The 16,245-nt window shown below is 63.6% G+C and carries 12 protein-coding genes and 3 pseudogenes; 12 read left to right on the top strand and 3 right to left on the bottom strand.

What is annotated here, in order from left to right; all coding sequences use genetic code 11:
- Positions 1-10: 10 nt before the first annotated feature.
- A complete protein-coding gene (locus tag A5634_RS23855) occupies positions 11-961 on the bottom strand; it encodes an enoyl-CoA hydratase (RefSeq protein ID WP_065146501.1) in 951 nt (316 codons plus the stop codon).
- A gap of 216 nt (positions 962-1,177) precedes the next feature.
- On the opposite strand from A5634_RS23855, the gene A5634_RS23850 reads away from it, so the two are divergent.
- The 5 genes and pseudogenes from A5634_RS23850 (at position 1,178) to A5634_RS23830 (ending at position 7,725) form a co-directional block, all read left to right on the top strand.
- Positions 1,178-2,287: an LLM class flavin-dependent oxidoreductase gene (locus A5634_RS23850; protein WP_065146500.1), complete on the top strand. Its 1,110-nt coding sequence runs from the start codon at positions 1,178-1,180 to the stop codon at positions 2,285-2,287.
- 24 nt (positions 2,288-2,311) lie between these two features.
- A pseudogene (locus tag A5634_RS23845) lies at positions 2,312-4,824 on the top strand (FAD-binding oxidoreductase).
- Positions 4,825-4,838: 14 nt separating this feature from the next.
- Positions 4,839-5,888, top strand: coding sequence for an alpha/beta fold hydrolase (locus A5634_RS23840; RefSeq protein ID WP_065146499.1), 1,050 nt, complete (start codon positions 4,839-4,841; stop codon positions 5,886-5,888).
- Between the two features lie 2 nt (positions 5,889-5,890).
- Positions 5,891-6,958 (top strand): 3,4-dihydroxy-2-butanone-4-phosphate synthase, encoded by a 1,068-nt coding sequence (locus A5634_RS23835; RefSeq protein ID WP_065146498.1) that lies wholly within the window; start codon positions 5,891-5,893, stop codon positions 6,956-6,958.
- Positions 6,955-7,725 carry a glucose 1-dehydrogenase gene (locus A5634_RS23830; RefSeq protein ID WP_065146497.1) on the top strand — a complete coding sequence of 257 codons (771 nt, stop codon included), beginning with the start codon at positions 6,955-6,957 and terminating at the stop codon, positions 7,723-7,725. The genes A5634_RS23835 and A5634_RS23830 overlap by 4 nt, the downstream gene beginning before the upstream one ends.
- A gap of 7 nt (positions 7,726-7,732) precedes the next feature.
- Here A5634_RS23830 and A5634_RS23825 read toward each other — a convergent pair whose 3' ends face one another.
- Both A5634_RS23825 and A5634_RS23820 read right to left on the bottom strand, forming a co-directional pair.
- On the bottom strand, positions 7,733-8,935 hold the full coding sequence (locus tag A5634_RS23825) for a TetR/AcrR family transcriptional regulator (RefSeq protein ID WP_065146496.1): 1,203 nt from the start codon (positions 8,933-8,935) through the stop codon (positions 7,733-7,735).
- Positions 8,936-9,169: 234 nt separating this feature from the next.
- A pseudogene (locus A5634_RS23820) lies at positions 9,170-9,436 on the bottom strand (LuxR C-terminal-related transcriptional regulator); the annotation flags it as partial.
- On the opposite strand from A5634_RS23820, the pseudogene A5634_RS29720 reads away from it, so the two are divergent.
- The 7 genes and pseudogenes from A5634_RS29720 to A5634_RS23790 form a co-directional block, all read left to right on the top strand.
- Positions 9,429-9,545: pseudogene (locus A5634_RS29720) on the top strand (nuclear transport factor 2 family protein); the annotation flags it as partial. The pseudogenes A5634_RS23820 and A5634_RS29720 sit on opposite strands and share 8 nt — an antisense overlap.
- A 240-nt stretch (positions 9,546-9,785) precedes the next feature.
- Positions 9,786-10,559, top strand: coding sequence for an MlaE family ABC transporter permease (locus A5634_RS23815; RefSeq protein WP_065146494.1), 774 nt, complete (start codon positions 9,786-9,788; stop codon positions 10,557-10,559).
- Positions 10,560-10,567: 8 nt separating this feature from the next.
- Entirely contained in the window at positions 10,568-11,383 is an 816-nt protein-coding gene (locus tag A5634_RS23810; RefSeq protein WP_065146493.1) for an ABC transporter permease, read from the top strand.
- 4 nt (positions 11,384-11,387) lie between these two features.
- Positions 11,388-12,740 carry an MCE family protein gene (locus tag A5634_RS23805; protein WP_065146492.1) on the top strand — a complete coding sequence of 451 codons (1,353 nt, stop codon included), beginning with the start codon at positions 11,388-11,390 and terminating at the stop codon, positions 12,738-12,740.
- Entirely contained in the window at positions 12,737-13,765 is a 1,029-nt protein-coding gene (locus A5634_RS23800) for a virulence factor Mce family protein (RefSeq protein WP_065146491.1), read from the top strand. The genes A5634_RS23805 and A5634_RS23800 overlap by 4 nt, the downstream gene beginning before the upstream one ends.
- Positions 13,762-14,994 (top strand): virulence factor Mce family protein, encoded by a 1,233-nt coding sequence (locus A5634_RS23795; protein WP_065146490.1) that lies wholly within the window; start codon positions 13,762-13,764, stop codon positions 14,992-14,994. Before A5634_RS23800 ends, A5634_RS23795 begins: the two co-directional genes overlap by 4 nt.
- The gene (locus tag A5634_RS23790; protein ID WP_065146489.1) at positions 14,991-16,241 is read left to right on the top strand and encodes a virulence factor Mce family protein; all 1,251 of its coding nucleotides are present in this window, start codon (positions 14,991-14,993) and stop codon (positions 16,239-16,241) included. The genes A5634_RS23795 and A5634_RS23790 overlap by 4 nt, the downstream gene beginning before the upstream one ends.
- The last annotated feature ends 4 nt before the right edge of the window (positions 16,242-16,245 follow it).

The raw sequence follows: 16,245 nt of genomic DNA, 5'->3' as shown, positions 1-16,245 counted from the left end.
GCGCCTCGGGTCAGGGTCGTTGCTTGCTGGCGGGCTGGATCTCCGGCGCGCCGCGCCAGTCGTCCAGTCCGTACTCGACGGTTCCGTAGGACAGCTTTCCGCCGGTGACCTCGCCCCAGTGCGCGTGGTTGAGTTGATGGATCTTGAAACAACCGTCGAGTGCGGTGGTAAAGCCCATGGCGTCGACGCTCTGGTTCACCGACTCTTTGATCAGCAAGGCCGCCATGGTCGGGACTTTGGCGATTCGGCGAGCGAATGCGATTGTGCGCTCGGTCAATTCGCCGGCGGGGAACACCTTGGAAACCATCCCGAGTACGTGGGCCTCATCGGCGCCGATCGAATCCCCGGTCAACAGGAGCTCCTTGGCCCGGCGCGGTCCGAACTCCCACGGATGACCGAAGTACTCCACTCCACACATGCCCAGCCGGGTGCCCACTACGTCGGCGAAAACGGTGTCCTGGCTGGCGACGATCAGGTCGCAGCACCAGGCCAGCATCAGGCCGGCCGAAAGGACGGTGCCGTGCACCTCGGCGATGGTGATCTTGCGCAGGTTGCGCCATCTCTTCGTGTTCTCGAAGTAGTAGTGCCATTCCTGTCGATTGCGTGACTCCACGCCGCCGAAGGTTCCGCCGTTGCACTGATAGGAGGGGTGTTGGTCCGGTCCGGGTGCACGCTCGCGGACATCGTCGGCTGAACCGAGATCGTGTCCCGCCGAGAACGCCGGTCCCGCGCCCCGCAGGATGACTACCCGCACCCTGTCGTCGGCTTCGGCAAGCTCGAACGCGGCACCCAACTCCACCAGCAACCCGCGGGTCTGCGCATTGCGTTGCTTCGGGCGATCGAGCGTGATGGCAGCGATCAAGCCGTCATCGACCGTCTCGTACCGGATGAACTTGAAGTCCGTACCGGGACGGTCCCCGTTGGATCGGTGATCGACCGGACTCACCCCGGTGACACTCATGGCGGCTCCTTGCTGCTCGCTGCGCGCGCTGAACGGGTGGCCCGTGCGACGTTACGCGCGCATTCGTCATTATGTCCATAGCCATTACGGGCGTGTAGGTCAGAGTGCCCCGAGAATTACCAAGCAAAAAGCATCTTGTGTACAACGAAGTATCTTGCTAGTACTGTGATATACCAACAGAGACGCGGATGGCGGACAACCAGAGAAGGGTTAACGATGGAGATCGGAATCTTCCTCATGCCGGCCCACCCACCGGAGCGCACCCTGTACGACGCGACCCAGTGGGACCTCGACATGATCGAGCTGGCCGACCAGCTCGGGTACGTCGAAGCGTGGGTCGGCGAGCACTTCACCGTGCCGTGGGAGCCAATCTGTGCGCCCGATCTACTGCTGGCGCAGGCGCTGTTGCGAACCAAGAACATCAAGCTCGCACCTGGCGCGCACCTGTTGCCTTACCATCATCCAGTCGAATTGGCGCACCGCGTAGCCTATTTCGACCACCTCGCGCAGGGTCGCTTCATGCTGGGCGTGGGCGCCAGCGGTATTCCCGGCGACTGGGCGCTGTATGACGTCGACGGCAAGAACGGCGAGCACCGCGAGATGACCCGCGAGGCGCTGGAGATCATGCTGCGCATCTGGACCGAGGACGCGCCCTGGGAGCACCGCGGAAAATACTGGAACGCCAACGGTATTGCGCCGATGTTCGAGGGCTTGATGAAGCGTCACATCAAGTGTTTCCAGAGTCCGCACCCCCCGATCGGCGTCACCGGGTTCAGCGCCGGCTCGGAGACACTGAAGCTGGCCGGCGAACGTGGTTATCTGCCAATGAGTTTGGACCTTAATGCGGAATACGTTGCCACGCACTGGGATGCAGTGTTGGAAGGGGCCGAGCGCAGCGGTCGTACGCCGGATCGACGCGACTGGCGGCTGGTACGCGAAGTGCTGGTAGCCGAAACCGATGAGCAGGCATTCCGTTACGCGGTCGACGGGGCAATGGGACGCGCCATGCGCGAGTACACGTTGCCCACGTTCCGCATGTTCGGCATGACGAAGTTCTACAAGCACAATCCGACGGTTCCTGACGACGACGTGACGGCGGAATATCTGGCCGAGAACACTTTTGTGGTCGGTTCGGTCGAAACGGTGGTCGACAAGTTGGAGGCCACCTACGACCAGGTGGGCGGATTCGGCCATCTGCTCGTGCTCGGCTTCGACTACCGGGACAATCCCGGGCCGTGGAAAGAGTCGCTGCGGTTGCTGGCCGAGGAGGTCATGCCCCGACTCAACGCCCGCATCGCCAAGAAACCGGTGGCCCTGGTCGTTTAGCGCTTCGCAAGAGAGGGCACCACGATGTCGGTTCGCCAAGTCACCGTCGGTTATTCGGACGGGACCGCCAAGACGATGCCGGTGCTGCCGGACCAATCGATGCTGGAGGCGGCCGAGGAGCACGGTGTCGCCATCGTCAACGAATGCCAGAGCGGTATCTGCGGTACCTGCGTGGCCACTTGTACCTCCGGCCAGTACGAGATGGGACGCACCGAAGGCCTGTCCGATGTGGAGCGGGCCGCACGAAAAGTGTTGACCTGCCAGACATTCGCGACTTCCGATTGTCGTATCGAGTTGCAGTACCCGGCCGACGACAATGCCGCCCTGCTGATCACCGGCGACGGCGTGGTGACCTCTGTCGACCTGGTTTCAGCCGGCACGGCCATCCTGCGGGTCGACGTCTCCGGACTGGGGTCTGCGCTGCGCTACAAGGCTGGCCAGTTCGCCCAGTTGCGGGTGCCCGGCACGGGCACCTGGCGCAACTACTCCTACGCCCATCCGGATGGTCGCGACGAACTGGAATTCATCATCCGATTGCTGCCCGACGGCGTGATGTCGAACTATCTACGCGACCGCGCGCAACCCGGCGATCGCATTGCCATGCGGTGCAGCAAGGGCAGCTTCTATCTGCGTCCGGTCGTGCGTCCGGTCATCCTGGTTGCCGGCGGCACCGGCCTGTCGGCAATCCTGGCGATGGCGGACAGTCTGGCAGCCGACACCACCCAACCCGTTCATCTCCTCTACGGAGTGACCTCCGGCCAGGACCTGTGCAAACTCGACGAGCTCAAGGCGTTACGCCGTCGCGTCCCCGCCTTGGACGTGCACGTCATCGTTGCCAGTCCCGAAGCCGACTGGGATGGACGCACCGGACTGGTCACCGATCTCCTGGAACAACGAATGCTGGCCGACGGCGATTGCGATGTCTATCTGTGCGGTCCGGCACCGATGGTGGAAGCCAGCCGAAACTGGCTGGATCAAAACGGTTTTCACCGGGTCGGCCTCTACTATGAGAAGTTCGTGGCCAGCGGGGCGGCGCGCCGGCGCAACCCGGCGCGGCTGGACCATGCCGGCGTAGACATCGACGAGGTGCGGCGCCGAGGTCGCGGTACCGCAGTGGTGATCGGTGGCAGCATTGCGGGCATCGCCGCGGCCAAGGTGTGTAGCGAGACGTTCGAACGTGTCATCGTGTTAGAGAAAGACGATCCGCATCGCCGCCGGGAAGGTAGGCCCGGTGCTGCGCAGGGCTGGCACTTGCATCACCTACTCACCGCGGGACAGATCGAACTGGAACGCCTATTCCCCGGGATCGTCGACGACATGGTTCGCGAGGGTGCCTTCAAGGTCGACATGGCCGCCCAGTATCGGATCCGGCTGGGCGGTTCCTGGAAGAAGCCCGGCACCAGTGACATCGAAATCATCTGTGCCGGAAGACCACTGCTCGAATGGTGCGTGCGACGCCGACTCGACGACGAGCCCCGGATCGACTTCCGGTACGAGTCCGAGGTCACCGACCTGGTGTTCGATCGGGCGAACAACAGCGTGATAGGTGTCGCGGTCGGAGAAGACGCGGAGGTCATACCGGCGGAGTTCGTGGTAGACGCCTCCGGTAAGAACACTCGGGTACCGGAGTTCCTGGACCGTCTGGGCATCGGAGCACCGGAGGTCGAACAGGACATCATCAACTGCTTCTACTCGACAATGCAGCATCGGGTGCCGCCCGAACGGCAATGGCAGGACAAGGTGATGGTCATCTGCTACGCCTACCGGCCGTTCGAGGACACCTATGCCGCACAGTATTACGTCGACAGCTCGCGTACCGTGCTGTCCACTTCGCTGGTGGCCTACAACTGTTATTCGCCGCCGCGCACGGCAACCGAATTCCGCGAATCGCCAATCGCATGCCGTCGCCGGTGGTGGGGGAGAACATCGACGGGCTCGAACCCGCCTCGCCGATCTACAACTTCCGCTATCCGAACATGCTGCGGCTGCACTACGAGGACAAGCGCAATCTGCCACGGGCCCTGTTGGCCGTCGGCGACGCGTACACCAGCGCCGACCCAGTCTCGGGGCTCGGTATGAGTCTGGCGCTCAAGGAAGTTCGCGAGATGCAACTGCTGCTGGCAAAGTACGGTCCAGGGCATCGCCAGCTGCCGCGGCGGTATTACCGCTCCATCGCGAAGATGGCCGACACGGCGTGGTTTGTAATCCGCGAGCAGAACCTACGCTTCGACTGGATGAAGGACGTAGACAAGAAGCGCCCGTTCTACTTCGGGGTGCTGACCTGGTACATGGACCGCCTGCTGGAGTTGGTGCATGACGACCTCGACGCCTACCGCGAGTTCTTGGCCGTCGTTCACCTCGTCAAACCGCCACTGGCGCTGATGAAGCCGGGTATCGCCAGCCGGGTCATCGGCAAGTGGGCGCGCACCCGGCTGTCCGGCGAGAAGACGTTGATCGCCCGCAATTACGAAAATCGAGCGGTACCCGCCGAACCCGCGAATCAACTGGTGGGCGCAGCCGCCGGCCACGGACGCTGACGAGAGAGGCGAGCATGGTTCATCGAATCCTGAACTGCCGGGGCACCCGTATCCACGCCGTGGAGGAGGGTGACGGGCCGCTGGTGGTACTGATCCACGGCTTTCCGGAGTCCTGGTATTCGTGGCGTCATCAGCTTCCCGCGCTTGCCGCCGCCGGTTACCGCGCGGTGGCGATTGATCAGCGTGGCTACGGGCGTTCGTCGAAGTACTTCTTGAATTCCGCTTACCGGATCAAGGAATTGGTCGGTGACGTCGTCGGTGTGCTCGACGCTTACGGCGCGGACACGGCATTCGTGGTCGGTCATGACTGGGGTGCGCCAGTAGCCTGGACCTTCGCCTGGCTGCACCCGGACCGGTGTGCCGGCGTGGTCGGCATCAGTGTGCCGTTCGCCGGCCGCGGCGTAATCGGGTTGCCGGGCAGCCCCTTCGGCGAGCAACGGCCCAATGACTATCACATTGAACTCGCCGGCGAAGGTCGCGTCTGGTACCAGGACTACTTCTCCGCGCAAGACGCAATCATCGCCGAGATCGAAGAGGATGTGCGGGGGTGGCTGCTCGGACTCACCTATACCGTCTCCGGCGAAGCGATGATCGCCGCGACCAAGGCGGCGGTGGACGCCGGAGTCGACCTGGCCGCAATGGACCCTGTCGACGTGATCCGGGCCGGCCCGCTTTGCATGGCCGAGGGGGCCCGACTCAAGGACGCATTCGTTTATCCCGAACCGATGCCGTCCTGGTTCACCGACACCGACCTCGATTTCTACGCAGCGGAATTCGAGCGTTCCGGCTTCGGCGGACCGCTTAGCTTCTACCACAACATCGACAACGACTGGCACGACCTGGCCGACCAGGAGGGCAAGCCACTCACACCGCCCGCACTGTTTATCGGCGGACAGTACGACGTCGGAACCACCTGGGGCGCCGAGGCGCTCGAACGTGCCGACGAGGTGATGTCGGACTACCGTGGCACACATATGGTTTCCGACGTCGGCCACTGGATCCAGCAGGAAGCACCCGAGGAGACAAACCGCTTGCTGACCGAGTTCCTGGACGGGCTGCGCTAATCGTGAAAACCACCGACGTTCGAGTGCTACGCGCCCTGACCGCGATTGCCGCGGGGCGGGCCGTGGTCCTCGCCGACGGTACCGACGGTGACGGCTATCTGGTGTTCGCGGCCGAGGCCGCGACTGCGCAACTACTTCACTTCACCATCCGCCACGCCTCCGGTTATGTGCGAGTGGCATTGCCGGGCAACGAGTGTCGACGGCTGGACCTGCCGCCCATGTGTCACGGCGACACGCCGCACTGCGTGTCGGTCGACGTGCGCGGGACCGGTACCGGCATTTCGGCGGCGGACCGGGCGCGGACCATCGCGGCACTCGCGTCGGCCCGGAGCACGGCTGCGGATTTCCAGCGTCCGGGCCACGTCGTCCCGGTCCGGGCCGAGTCCGGTGGGCTTCTGCAGCGATGCGGACCCGCCGAGGCCGCAGTCGACCTGGCACAGCTGGCGGGACGGGTCCAGGCCGCCGCATTCTGCGAAATCGTCTCGCGGCGTAATCCGACCTTGATCGCCCGTGGCGCCGAATTGGTCGAATTCGCCGTCGAATACGCACTTCCAGTGGTATTCATGGCCGAATTGCTCGCGTATCGAAAGCGGACCGAGCCGCAGGTGGTTCGGTTGACAGAGACCGTGCTGCCGACGTGGGCGGGTGATTCCCGGGTGATTGGCTTCAAAGACGTGCATGAGGGTGGTGAACATCTGGCGGTGATCCTAGGCACCGCCGACGCCGGCATCCCCGTCCCCTTGCATGTCCACGTCGAATGCTTGACCGGAGATGTGTTCGGCTCCAAAGCGTGTCGCTGCGGCAGCGACCTCAACGGCGCGCTGTCCCGGATGTCGGCGCAGGGCAGCGGGGTCGTGCTGTACCTGCGGCCGTCCGGGACGCCGCGCGCCTGCGGGCTGTTTCCACGCAGCGGTGCCACAGAGATGGCGGTAACGGTGAGCTGGATCCTTCGTGATCTCGGGGTCTACGCCCTCGAACTTTCCGATGAGACACCAGGATTCGGTCTGGTGCTGTTCGGCGCCATTCGCGAGCACGGGATAGCGACGCAAACGTTGGCGGCAGCAGGGTGAACCATCCTGACCTGGCGGGTAAGACCGCGATTGTCACCGGCGCCGGAGCAGGCATCGGGCTGGCGGTGGCGCAGCGACTCGCCGTCGAGGGTTGTCAGGTCCTGTGTGCCGACATCGACGCCGCGGCCGCTGAAACCGCCGCGACAAAGATCGGTTCCGGTGCGGTTGCCCACCAGGCCGACATCAGCGACGAGCAACAGGTCGCCGGCATGGTCGCGGCCTGCGTGTCATCCTTCGGCGGCGTGGACAAACTCGTCGCGAACGCCGGCGTCGTTCACTTCGCTTCGCTCATCGAGACCACCGTCGAGGATTTCGACCGCGTGATGGCGATCAACCTGCGCGGCGCCTGGCTGTGCACCAAACATGCTGCGCCGCAGATGATCCAGCGTGGCGGGGGAGCGATAGTCAACATGTCATCGCTGGCCGGGCACATCGCGGTGGGCGGATCCGGCGCCTACGGTATGTCCAAGGCCGCGATCAGTCAGCTGAGCCGGATCACCGCCGCGGAACTGCGCTCCTCGAACATCCGCGCCAACGCGCTGCTGCCGGCATTCGTCGACACCCCCATGCAGCAGACCGCGATGACCATGTTCGACGAAACGTTGGGCGAGGGCGGTGCACGCAGCATGATCGCCCGCTTGCAGGGTCGCATGGCAGCACCCGAGGAGATGGCCAGCATTGTGGCGTTCCTGTTGTCCGACGATGCGTCGATGATCACCGGGACCACGCAAATCGCCGACGGCGGAACCATCGCCGCGCTCTGGTGAGCGTCGCTCAGGACCGACTCGTCAAGATCGACAACGCGATCGCGGTGATTTCGTCGGCGACCCCCACGTAGCGCGTGAGATGCCATGTGCGAGAGACATCTTCGATGAAAGTGATAGCAGCAGCGGTGAGTATCCGCGCTTCGGTGGTCGTCGTCACGGGCACCAATTGGTTGATCAACTCGATCCAGACCGTCTCACGGTCGGTCTTGTTCCTCAGGTAACCGTCGCATACCTCGACAGAGGCGTGAGAGAGTTCGGTGACGCACACCGCCACCAGGTCCGGTGCGTCCAGGCTGATCCGCACATGCCCTTCTACCAGCCCCCGCAGCCGTTGCACCGCTTCGGAATTCGCGCGTATTGCACGGACGGCTTCCAGGCTGCGCCACTCGTCGAGTCGGCGGATGAGCGCATCCAGAATGGCCTGCTTCGACGAGAACGACCGGTAGAGGCCCGGGCCGGCGATGTTGGCGCCCTTGGCAATTTCGCTGGTGCTGACGGCCGGATAACCGCGCGCGCGGAACAAGTGTGCGCCGGTGGCAAGCAGGGTCTCGTATCGCGAAAACAGCACCGCGGCCTCTGCATCCGGGTCGACAGAGGTTTCGATCGGCTCTAGCTCACCGGCCGCAGGAGTCCGCGCCGCGGCCATACACGCTTGGGAGAGACACACTTCGAGCTCGTCAGCCGGAAGCGTCAGATTGTGCCCGCCGAGCCCGGTCAGCGTGCTGGCGACCGCCCACGCACGCAACTCTGACTGCTGCGGGCTCAGACCGGGCACCTCGAGCACTAAGTTGTCACGCATACCGGCGACGATCGCGTTGATGCGACGCCGCACTTCCGCGCGGTCGTTCTCATTGAGGTAGCGCGCTTCGCGCTGCCACAAAACCATCAGCGAGCGTGATTCGACCGCCGCGGTAATCAAGTCGGGAAGTTCGACATTCAACGGACGTGGTGCCGGCTCAGCCTGGCCGTCGGTGAGACGACGAGCGCTCTGGTACTGGTCTTGGCCGGCCCGGATCGCTTCGGCGAGCAACGCCTGCTTGCTGTCGTAGTGACGATAAAGAGCGCGTGCGGTCACCCCAGCCGCTTCGGCGATGTCCTCCAATTTGACCGAGTGAAAGCCGCGCTCGATGAACAGCCCGACCGCCTGCTCCAAAATCTGCTGCTTGCGGTCCTTCGGGCGGCGCCTCACCGGCGCGGCGGCTGTCTCCATCGATGCAAATCCTGCCAGACAAGTACTACTTACAGCTTCAACCAGCTCTGTGCCTGAACGTGTCCGTTGCGCGAGCCTCTTTTACCGAGATCATCCAGATACATAAATGGGTAAATAGACTCTATTACAACGTGATTGACTGGATCAAGCCTGCGCTCCAGCCGTAACGGTTATAGACATGGCCCTGACAGGTGCGCCTCAGGCCAGTTCGGGGACACTGGCCAGTCGCACATAGCTACGTTCGACCGGCTCGATCTTGCGCAGGTCCAGATCCGCGTCCTGCAACGCGCGGGCGGCCTCGTCCGCGGACGCCAGCGCCCGCAGCACCTCCGCATGCTGGCGCCGCATGCGCTCGAGCAGGACGGTGCGTTCGTAGGCATATCCGAAGCCTTCGGCGAACGCCCACACCGTGTCCCGGTCGATCTCGTCGACGACGCGGCCCGAATAGAGCCGACCGGCATGCAGGAATCCGATTACCTTGCCGGTCGGCATAACCGGACACGAGTGGGAAACGGAGTTCGCCCACATCATCACGCTGCGGGACGCTCGCTGGCTGCACTTTCGCGACTTCGCGAATTCGGCGCTCGCCCTCCAAGCGTTCATGACATGAAAGTCCCGGCCGACGACGACTTGAAATGGGTCCCCGGTTGACCCACCAGACGATCCGCACACGTGACCATCAGACGATACTGACAAAATACATCGTCTTAGATAAGTGGCGATCTGCTTGGCTATTTGAAGGACATCTGCTCGGTACGATGCGTATCAGCTATGGACATATGGACTGCGTGCCGCGTAACCTCGCAGGTGTCACACGTCCACTTCGACCTGTCCGGGGGTGCGGGACACCATGGTGATCGCGCTCGACCAAGCGGTAAAGCCGGTGCGGGCGATGGGCGGCTTCTTCGCAATGTCACTGGACACCTTCGTAGCCATGTTCCGGCCGCCCTTCGCTTGGCGCGAATACCTTTCCCAGTGCTGGTTTGTGGCGCGAGTCTCCACCCTTCCCGGGATCCTGATGACCATCCCCTGGGCGGTCATATCGGGTTTCCTGTTCAATGTGCTGCTGACCGACATCGGTGCCGCGGACTTCTCCGGCACCGGCTGCGCGATATTCACGGTGGACCAAAGCGCCCCGATCGTGACGGTCCTAGTGGTCGCGGGCGCTGGATCCACGGCTATGTGCGCCGATCTTGGGGCGCGAACCATCCGTGAGGAGCTCGACGCGCTACGGGTGATGGGCATCAACCCGATTCAGGCGCTGGCGGTGCCCCGGGTAATGGCGGCCACCACGGTATCGCTGGCGCTGAGCTCGATCGTGACCGCGACGGGATTGATCGGTGCGTTCTTCTGCTCGGTGTTTCTCATGCATGTCTCGGCCGGGGCTTGGGTGTCGGGCTTGACCACCCTCACCCACACCATCGACGTCTTCATCTCGATGATCAAGGCAACGCTGTTCGGGCTGATGGCAGGCTTGATCGCCTGCTATAAGGGCATGTCGGTCGGTGGTGGTCCGGCCGGCGTAGGCCGGGCAGTCAACGAGACCGTGGTATTCGCCTTCATCGTCCTGTTCGTCATCAACATCATCGTCACCGCCGTCGGCATGCCGTTCATGGTTTCGTGAGGCGAACCATGACGGTAACAGAATCGATTGCGGGAGAATGGAATCGGCTCGGCTCACAGATGCGGTTCTATGTCAGCACGCTGGCCGGGATTCCGGACGCCATCATGCACTACCGCGGTGAACTGCTGCGTGTCATCGCCCAAATGGGTTTGGGCGTAGGAACTCTGGCAGTAATCGGGGGAACGGTCGTGATCGTCGGGTTTCTGGCGATGACCACTGGCGCAATCGTCGCGGTACAGGGCTACAACCAATTCGCCTCGGTGGGCGTGGAGGCACTGACCGGCTTCGCCTCGGCTTTCTTCAACACCCGAGAGATTCAGCCGGGCACCGTGATGGTCGCGCTGGCGGCAACCGTCGGCGCCGGCGCCACCGCGCAACTCGGCGCAATGCGGATCAACGAGGAAATCGAAGCGCTCGAAGTGATCGGCATCCGCAGCGTCAGCTACCTCGCGAGCACCCGGGTGCTGGCAGGCGTGGTGGTTGCCATCCCGCTTTTCTGTGTGGGGTTGATGACCGCTTATCTGGCCGCCCGCATCGGCACCACGGCCATCTACGGCCAGGGCTCCGGCGTGTATGACCACTACTTCAATACGTTTCTACGCCCGAGCGACGTGCTGTGGTCGTCGCTGGAAGTCGTTGTGGTGGCGCTGATGATCATGCTGGTGTGCACCTACTACGGCTACGCCGCGCACGGCGGGCCGGCCGGTGTGGGTGAGGCGGTGGGCCGCGCTGTCCGCGCCTCGATGGTCGTCGCTTCGATAGCCATCGTCATCATGACCCTGGCAATCTACGGCCAGTCTCCGAACTTCCACCTGGCGAGTTAGCGAGATGAAGCACCGGCCGGGAAGACACCGTCTGCACGACGGATGGTGGACGCTGATGCTCTTGGCCGTAATCGGTGTCGTCGTCTTGGTCACAGCGATCTCGTTCAACGGCACCTTGCGATCCTTCGTGCCGGTGACGCTTACCGCGCAGCGCTCCGGGCTGGTAATGGACCCCGGAGCGAAGGTCATGTTGCGCGGTGTACAGGTCGGCCGGGTCAGCCGGATCGGTGACGACAACAACGGGACCAAGCTCGCACTTGAAATCGAGCCAAGCCAAATCCGTTACATTCCAGCCAATGTCGAGGCACAGATCAGTGCCACCACCGCTTTCGGTGCCAAGTTCGTCGACCTGGTCATGCCGCCGAACCCGAGTCGTGACCGACTGTCTGCGGGCGCCGTGCTGCATTCGAAGAATGTCAGCACCGAGATCAACACGGTGTTCGAAAACGTCGTGGCGCTGCTCAACGTGATCGACCCGCTGAAGGTGAACGCGGTATTGACCGCGGTGGCTGATGCCGTGCGCGGGCAGGGTGAACGGATCGGGCAGGCAACCACCGACCTCAACGAGGTGCTGGCTGCCCTCAACGCGCGTAGCGAAACCATGCGTCGGGACTGGAACTCATTGGAGAGCTTCGCCGAGACCTATCACGCTGCCGCCGGTGACATCTTGTCGATCATGAACGCCGCCAGCACCACCAGCACCACCGTCGTCAACCACTCGGCACAACTGGACACTTTGCTGCTCAACGTGATTGGTCTGTCAAAGACGGGGACCACCCTGCTCGGCTACAGCCGGGACAATCTCATCGCATCGGTCAACATCCTCGAACCGACCACGAACCTGCTGACCAAATACAGCCCCGAATACACCTGCTTTCTGCAGGGCACCAAATGGTATTTGGACAACGGCGGCTATTCGGCGTGGGGCGGAGCCGACGGCCGGACCCTGCAACTGGACGTCGCACTGCTATTGGGAAACGACCCGTACGTCTTTCCCGATAATCTGCCGCTGGTCGCGGCCAAAGGCGGACCCGGCGGACAGCCCGGCTGCGGGTCGCTTCCGGACGCCAGCAAGAACTTCCCGGTACGCCAACTGATCACCGACACCGGATGGGGTACCGGCCTGGACATCCGACCCAACCCGGGCCTGGGGCACCCGTGCTGGGCGGACTACCTCCCGGTGACCCGCGCCGAGCCCAGGCCGCCATCGATCCGCCAATGCCTTCCCGGGCCCGCGCCGGGCCCGAATCCGGGCGGCCCACCCTACGGTGCGGCCCTCTACGGTCCAGACGGAGTCCCCTTATGGCCCGGGGTACTGCCCGCGGCACCGGGTGGGCAACCCGAGGAGCACCCATGAGAGAAAACCTCACGGGCGTGATGGTGCGACTCGGTGTCTTTTTGACGGTATGCGTGCTGACCGCGGTCCTGTTGATCGCCGTGTTCGGGGAAGTGCGATTCGCCGAGGGCAACACCTACTATGCCGAGTTCACCAACGTGTCAAACCTGCGGCAGGGCAAGTTGGTTCGCATCGCCGGTGTCGAAATCGGCAAGGTCAAAAGGATCTCGATCAACCCCGATGCCACAGTGCGAGTCGAGTTCACCGCCGAGGACTCGGTCACCCTCACCGAAGGGACCCAAGCGGTGATCCGCTACGACAACTTGTTCGGCGACCGCTACCTTGCGCTGGAGGAAGGCCCTGGCGGGCTCAACGTTCTTCGCCCCGGTCAGACGATCCCGTTGGCCCGCACCAAGCCGGCACTGGATCTCGACGCTTTGATCGGTGGCTTCAAACCGTTGTTCCGTGCACTCAACCCCGATCAGGTCAACGCGCTCAGCGAGCAGTTGCTGCAGGTGTTCCAGGGACAAGGACCGACGATCGCCTCGTTTCTGGATCAGGCTGCGGCGCTTACCAACACGCTGGCCGACCGCGATCAGCTCATCGGAGAAGTAGTTACCAACCTCAACGTCGTTATGGGTTCGCTTGGCGGCCAGAGCGATCGGTTGGACCAGGCGGTGCTGTCGCTGGCCCAATTGGTGCACGGCCTTGCCGAACGCAAGGCCGACATCTCCAACGCAGTGGCCTATACCAACGCCGCGGCCGGATCGATCGCCGACCTACTGGCGCAGGCGCGGGCGCCGTTGTCGAAGGTAGTGCACGAAACCGATCGGGTCGCGGAGATCGCGGCGGCCGACCATGATTATCTCGACAACCTGCTCAATACGCTGCCGGACAAGTACCAGGCACTGGCCCGCCAGGGCATGTACGGCGACTTCTTCGCCTTCTATCTGTGCGATGTGGTGCTCAAGGTCAATGGCAAGGGCGGTCAACCCGTGTACGTCAAGGTGGCCGGCCAGCCCACCGGACGGTGTGCACCGAAATGAAGTCCTTCGCTGAACGCAACCAGTTGGTCATCGGTGCGGCCGGCATCGTGCTCGCTGCCGGCGCCGTGCTGGGCGCCTTGCAGTACCAAAAGCTGCCTTTCTTCGATCACGGAAAAAGCGTCTCCGCGTATTTTGCCGACGCCGGCGGGCTGCGCACCGACAACACCGTCGAGGTCTCCGGCTATCCGGTGGGCAAAGTGTCCAGCATCGAGCTGCACGGGCCGGGCGTGCTGGTGAAGTTCAACGTGGACAACGAAATTCGGCTTGGAGATCGCACCGAGGTTGCGATCAAGACCAAAGGCCTGTTGGGTAGCAAGTTCCTCGACGTCCTGCCTCGCGGTGACGGCAACCTGACCGGCCCGATCCCGATCGAGCGCACGATGTCGCCTTACCAGCTGCCCGATGCACTCGGCGATCTGGCCACCACGATCAGCGGACTGAACACCAGCCAGCTGTCCACCTCGCTGGACACCCTGGCGCAGACCTTTGCCGACACGCCAACCGATTTCCGCAACGCGGTCAGCGGTGTGGCCCGGCTCGCACAGACCCTCGACAAGCGCGACGCCCAACTGCGCAGCCTGCTCGCCAACGCGGCCAAAGCCACCGGGGTACTAGCCAAGCGCACCGACCAGATCGTGAGTCTGGTCCGCGACACCAACGCGATCCTGGCGCAACTGCGGACCCAAAGTGCCGCCCTGGATCACCTCTGGGCAAACATATCGGCCGTTTCGCGGCAGTTGCAGGGGTTCATCGCCGAAAACCGCGCGCAGCTGCGGCCCGCGTTGGACAAGCTCAACGCGGTGCTGGCCGTCGTAGAGAACCGCAAAGAACGTGTGCAGCAAGCGATCCCACTGCTCAACACGTACGTGATGTCGCTCGGCGAGTCGCTGTCGTCGGGACCATTCTTCAAGGCGTATGTGGTGAATTTGCTGCCGGGGCAGTTCGTGCAACCGTTCATCGGCGCCGCATTCTCCGACTTGGGACTGGACCCGGCCACATTGCTGCCGTCGCAGCTGACCGACCCGCCGGTCGGCCAGCCCGGCACCCCGCCGTTACCGGTCCCGTACCCGCGGACGGGACAGGGCGGTGAGCCGCGCCTGAATCTGCCCGACGCCATCACCGGCAATCCCGACGATCCGCGTTACCCGCCCCGCCCGGAACCACCGGCTCCGCCGCCGGGCGGTCCGCCGCCCGGTCCGCCCGCATTAACGCCGGGAGGCCAACCGTGACAACGAAACTGCGACGAGGCCGCTCCGCGTTGGCGACCGCCCTCACCCTGATGCTGATCACCGGGCTGTTAGTCGCGATGCGCACGGCGGGCGACACCGCCCGAACAACAGTGGTCGCTTACTTTGACAACAGCAGCGGTCTGTTCGCCGGCGACGACGTCCGTATCCGCGGGGTGCCGGTGGGCAAGATCGTCAAGATCGAGCCGCAACCGCTGCGGTCGAAGATCACGTTGTGGTTCGACCGCAAGCACAAGGTTCCCGCCGACGCCAAGGCGGCGATCCTGTCGCCGCAACTGGTTACCGGTCGCGCCATCCAGCTGACGCCTCCCTATGCCGGCGGACCCGCCATGAACGACGGTGCGGTCATCCCGCAGGACCGCACGGCGGTGCCCGTCGAGTGGGATGACCTACGGGCTCAACTTCAGCGGCTCACCGAATTGCTGAAACCCACCCGGCCCGGCGGTGTCAGTACCCTGGGCGCGCTGATCAATACCGCCGCCGACAATCTACGCGGCCAAGGGCCCACCATCCGTGACACGATAGTCAAACTGTCCCAGGCGGTTTCCGCGCTAGGCGATCACAGCAACGACATCTTCGCCACACTGAAAAATCTGTCGACGCTCGTCACAGCGCTGCACGACAGCGCGGATCTGCTCGAGCAGCTGAACCACAACTTGGCAGCAGTATCGGCGGTGCTCGCCGACGACCCGCACAAGGTCGCCGAGGCGGCCGAGGACCTCAACGCTGTTGTCGCCGACGTGCAGAGCTTCAGCGCGGACAACCGCGAGGTGATCGGGACAGCATCGGACAAGCTCGCCTCCATCAGCAAGGCGTTGGTGGCCAGCCTCGACGACATCAAGCAAACCCTGCACATCAGCCCCACCGTCCTGCAGAACTTCAACAACATTTTCGAACCCGCCAATGGTGCATTGACCGGCGCTCTGGCCGGGAACAACATGGCAAACCCAATTGCGTTCCTGTGTGGTGCAATTCAAGCGGCTTCCCGCCTCGGCGGGGAGCAGGCGGCGAAGCTCTGCGCGCAGTACATGGCGCCGATTGTGAAGAACCGGCAATACAACTTCCCGCCGATCGGGGAGAATCTGTTCGTAGGAGCGCAGGCCCGTCCCAACGAGGTCACCTACAGCGAAGCCTGGATGCGGCCGGATTTCGTTCCACCGGGGCCGGCACCTATCGATCCGGCGGCCGGCTTGCCCGGCCTGATGTTGCCGCCGGGAGTCGGCTCATGACGTT

Origin of the sequence: Mycobacterium asiaticum, from assembly GCF_001673365.1 — a bacterium.
Classification (GTDB): domain Bacteria; phylum Actinomycetota; class Actinomycetes; order Mycobacteriales; family Mycobacteriaceae; genus Mycobacterium; species Mycobacterium asiaticum_A.
Note: the sequence above shows the minus strand (reverse complement) of the source record. Positions and strands in the feature narration are given on the sequence as shown.

Excerpts from the sequence above, each read along its gene's own strand:
- A5634_RS23840 (WP_065146499.1), top strand. The coding sequence starts at position 4,839 with ATGGTTCATCGAATCCTGAACTGCCGGGGCACCCGTATCCACGCCGTG.
- A5634_RS23815 (WP_065146494.1), top strand. The coding sequence starts at position 9,786 with ATGGTGATCGCGCTCGACCAAGCGGTAAAGCCGGTGCGGGCGATGGGC.
- A5634_RS23855 (WP_065146501.1), bottom strand. The coding sequence starts at position 961 with ATGAGTGTCACCGGGGTGAGTCCGGTCGATCACCGATCCAACGGGGAC.
- A5634_RS23795 (WP_065146490.1), top strand. The coding sequence starts at position 13,762 with ATGAAGTCCTTCGCTGAACGCAACCAGTTGGTCATCGGTGCGGCCGGC.
- A5634_RS23850 (WP_065146500.1), top strand. The coding sequence starts at position 1,178 with ATGGAGATCGGAATCTTCCTCATGCCGGCCCACCCACCGGAGCGCACC.
- A5634_RS23810 (WP_065146493.1), top strand. The coding sequence starts at position 10,568 with ATGACGGTAACAGAATCGATTGCGGGAGAATGGAATCGGCTCGGCTCA.
- A5634_RS23825 (WP_065146496.1), bottom strand. The coding sequence starts at position 8,935 with ATGGAGACAGCCGCCGCGCCGGTGAGGCGCCGCCCGAAGGACCGCAAG.
- A5634_RS23805 (WP_065146492.1), top strand. The coding sequence starts at position 11,388 with ATGAAGCACCGGCCGGGAAGACACCGTCTGCACGACGGATGGTGGACG.
- A5634_RS23800 (WP_065146491.1), top strand. The coding sequence starts at position 12,737 with ATGAGAGAAAACCTCACGGGCGTGATGGTGCGACTCGGTGTCTTTTTG.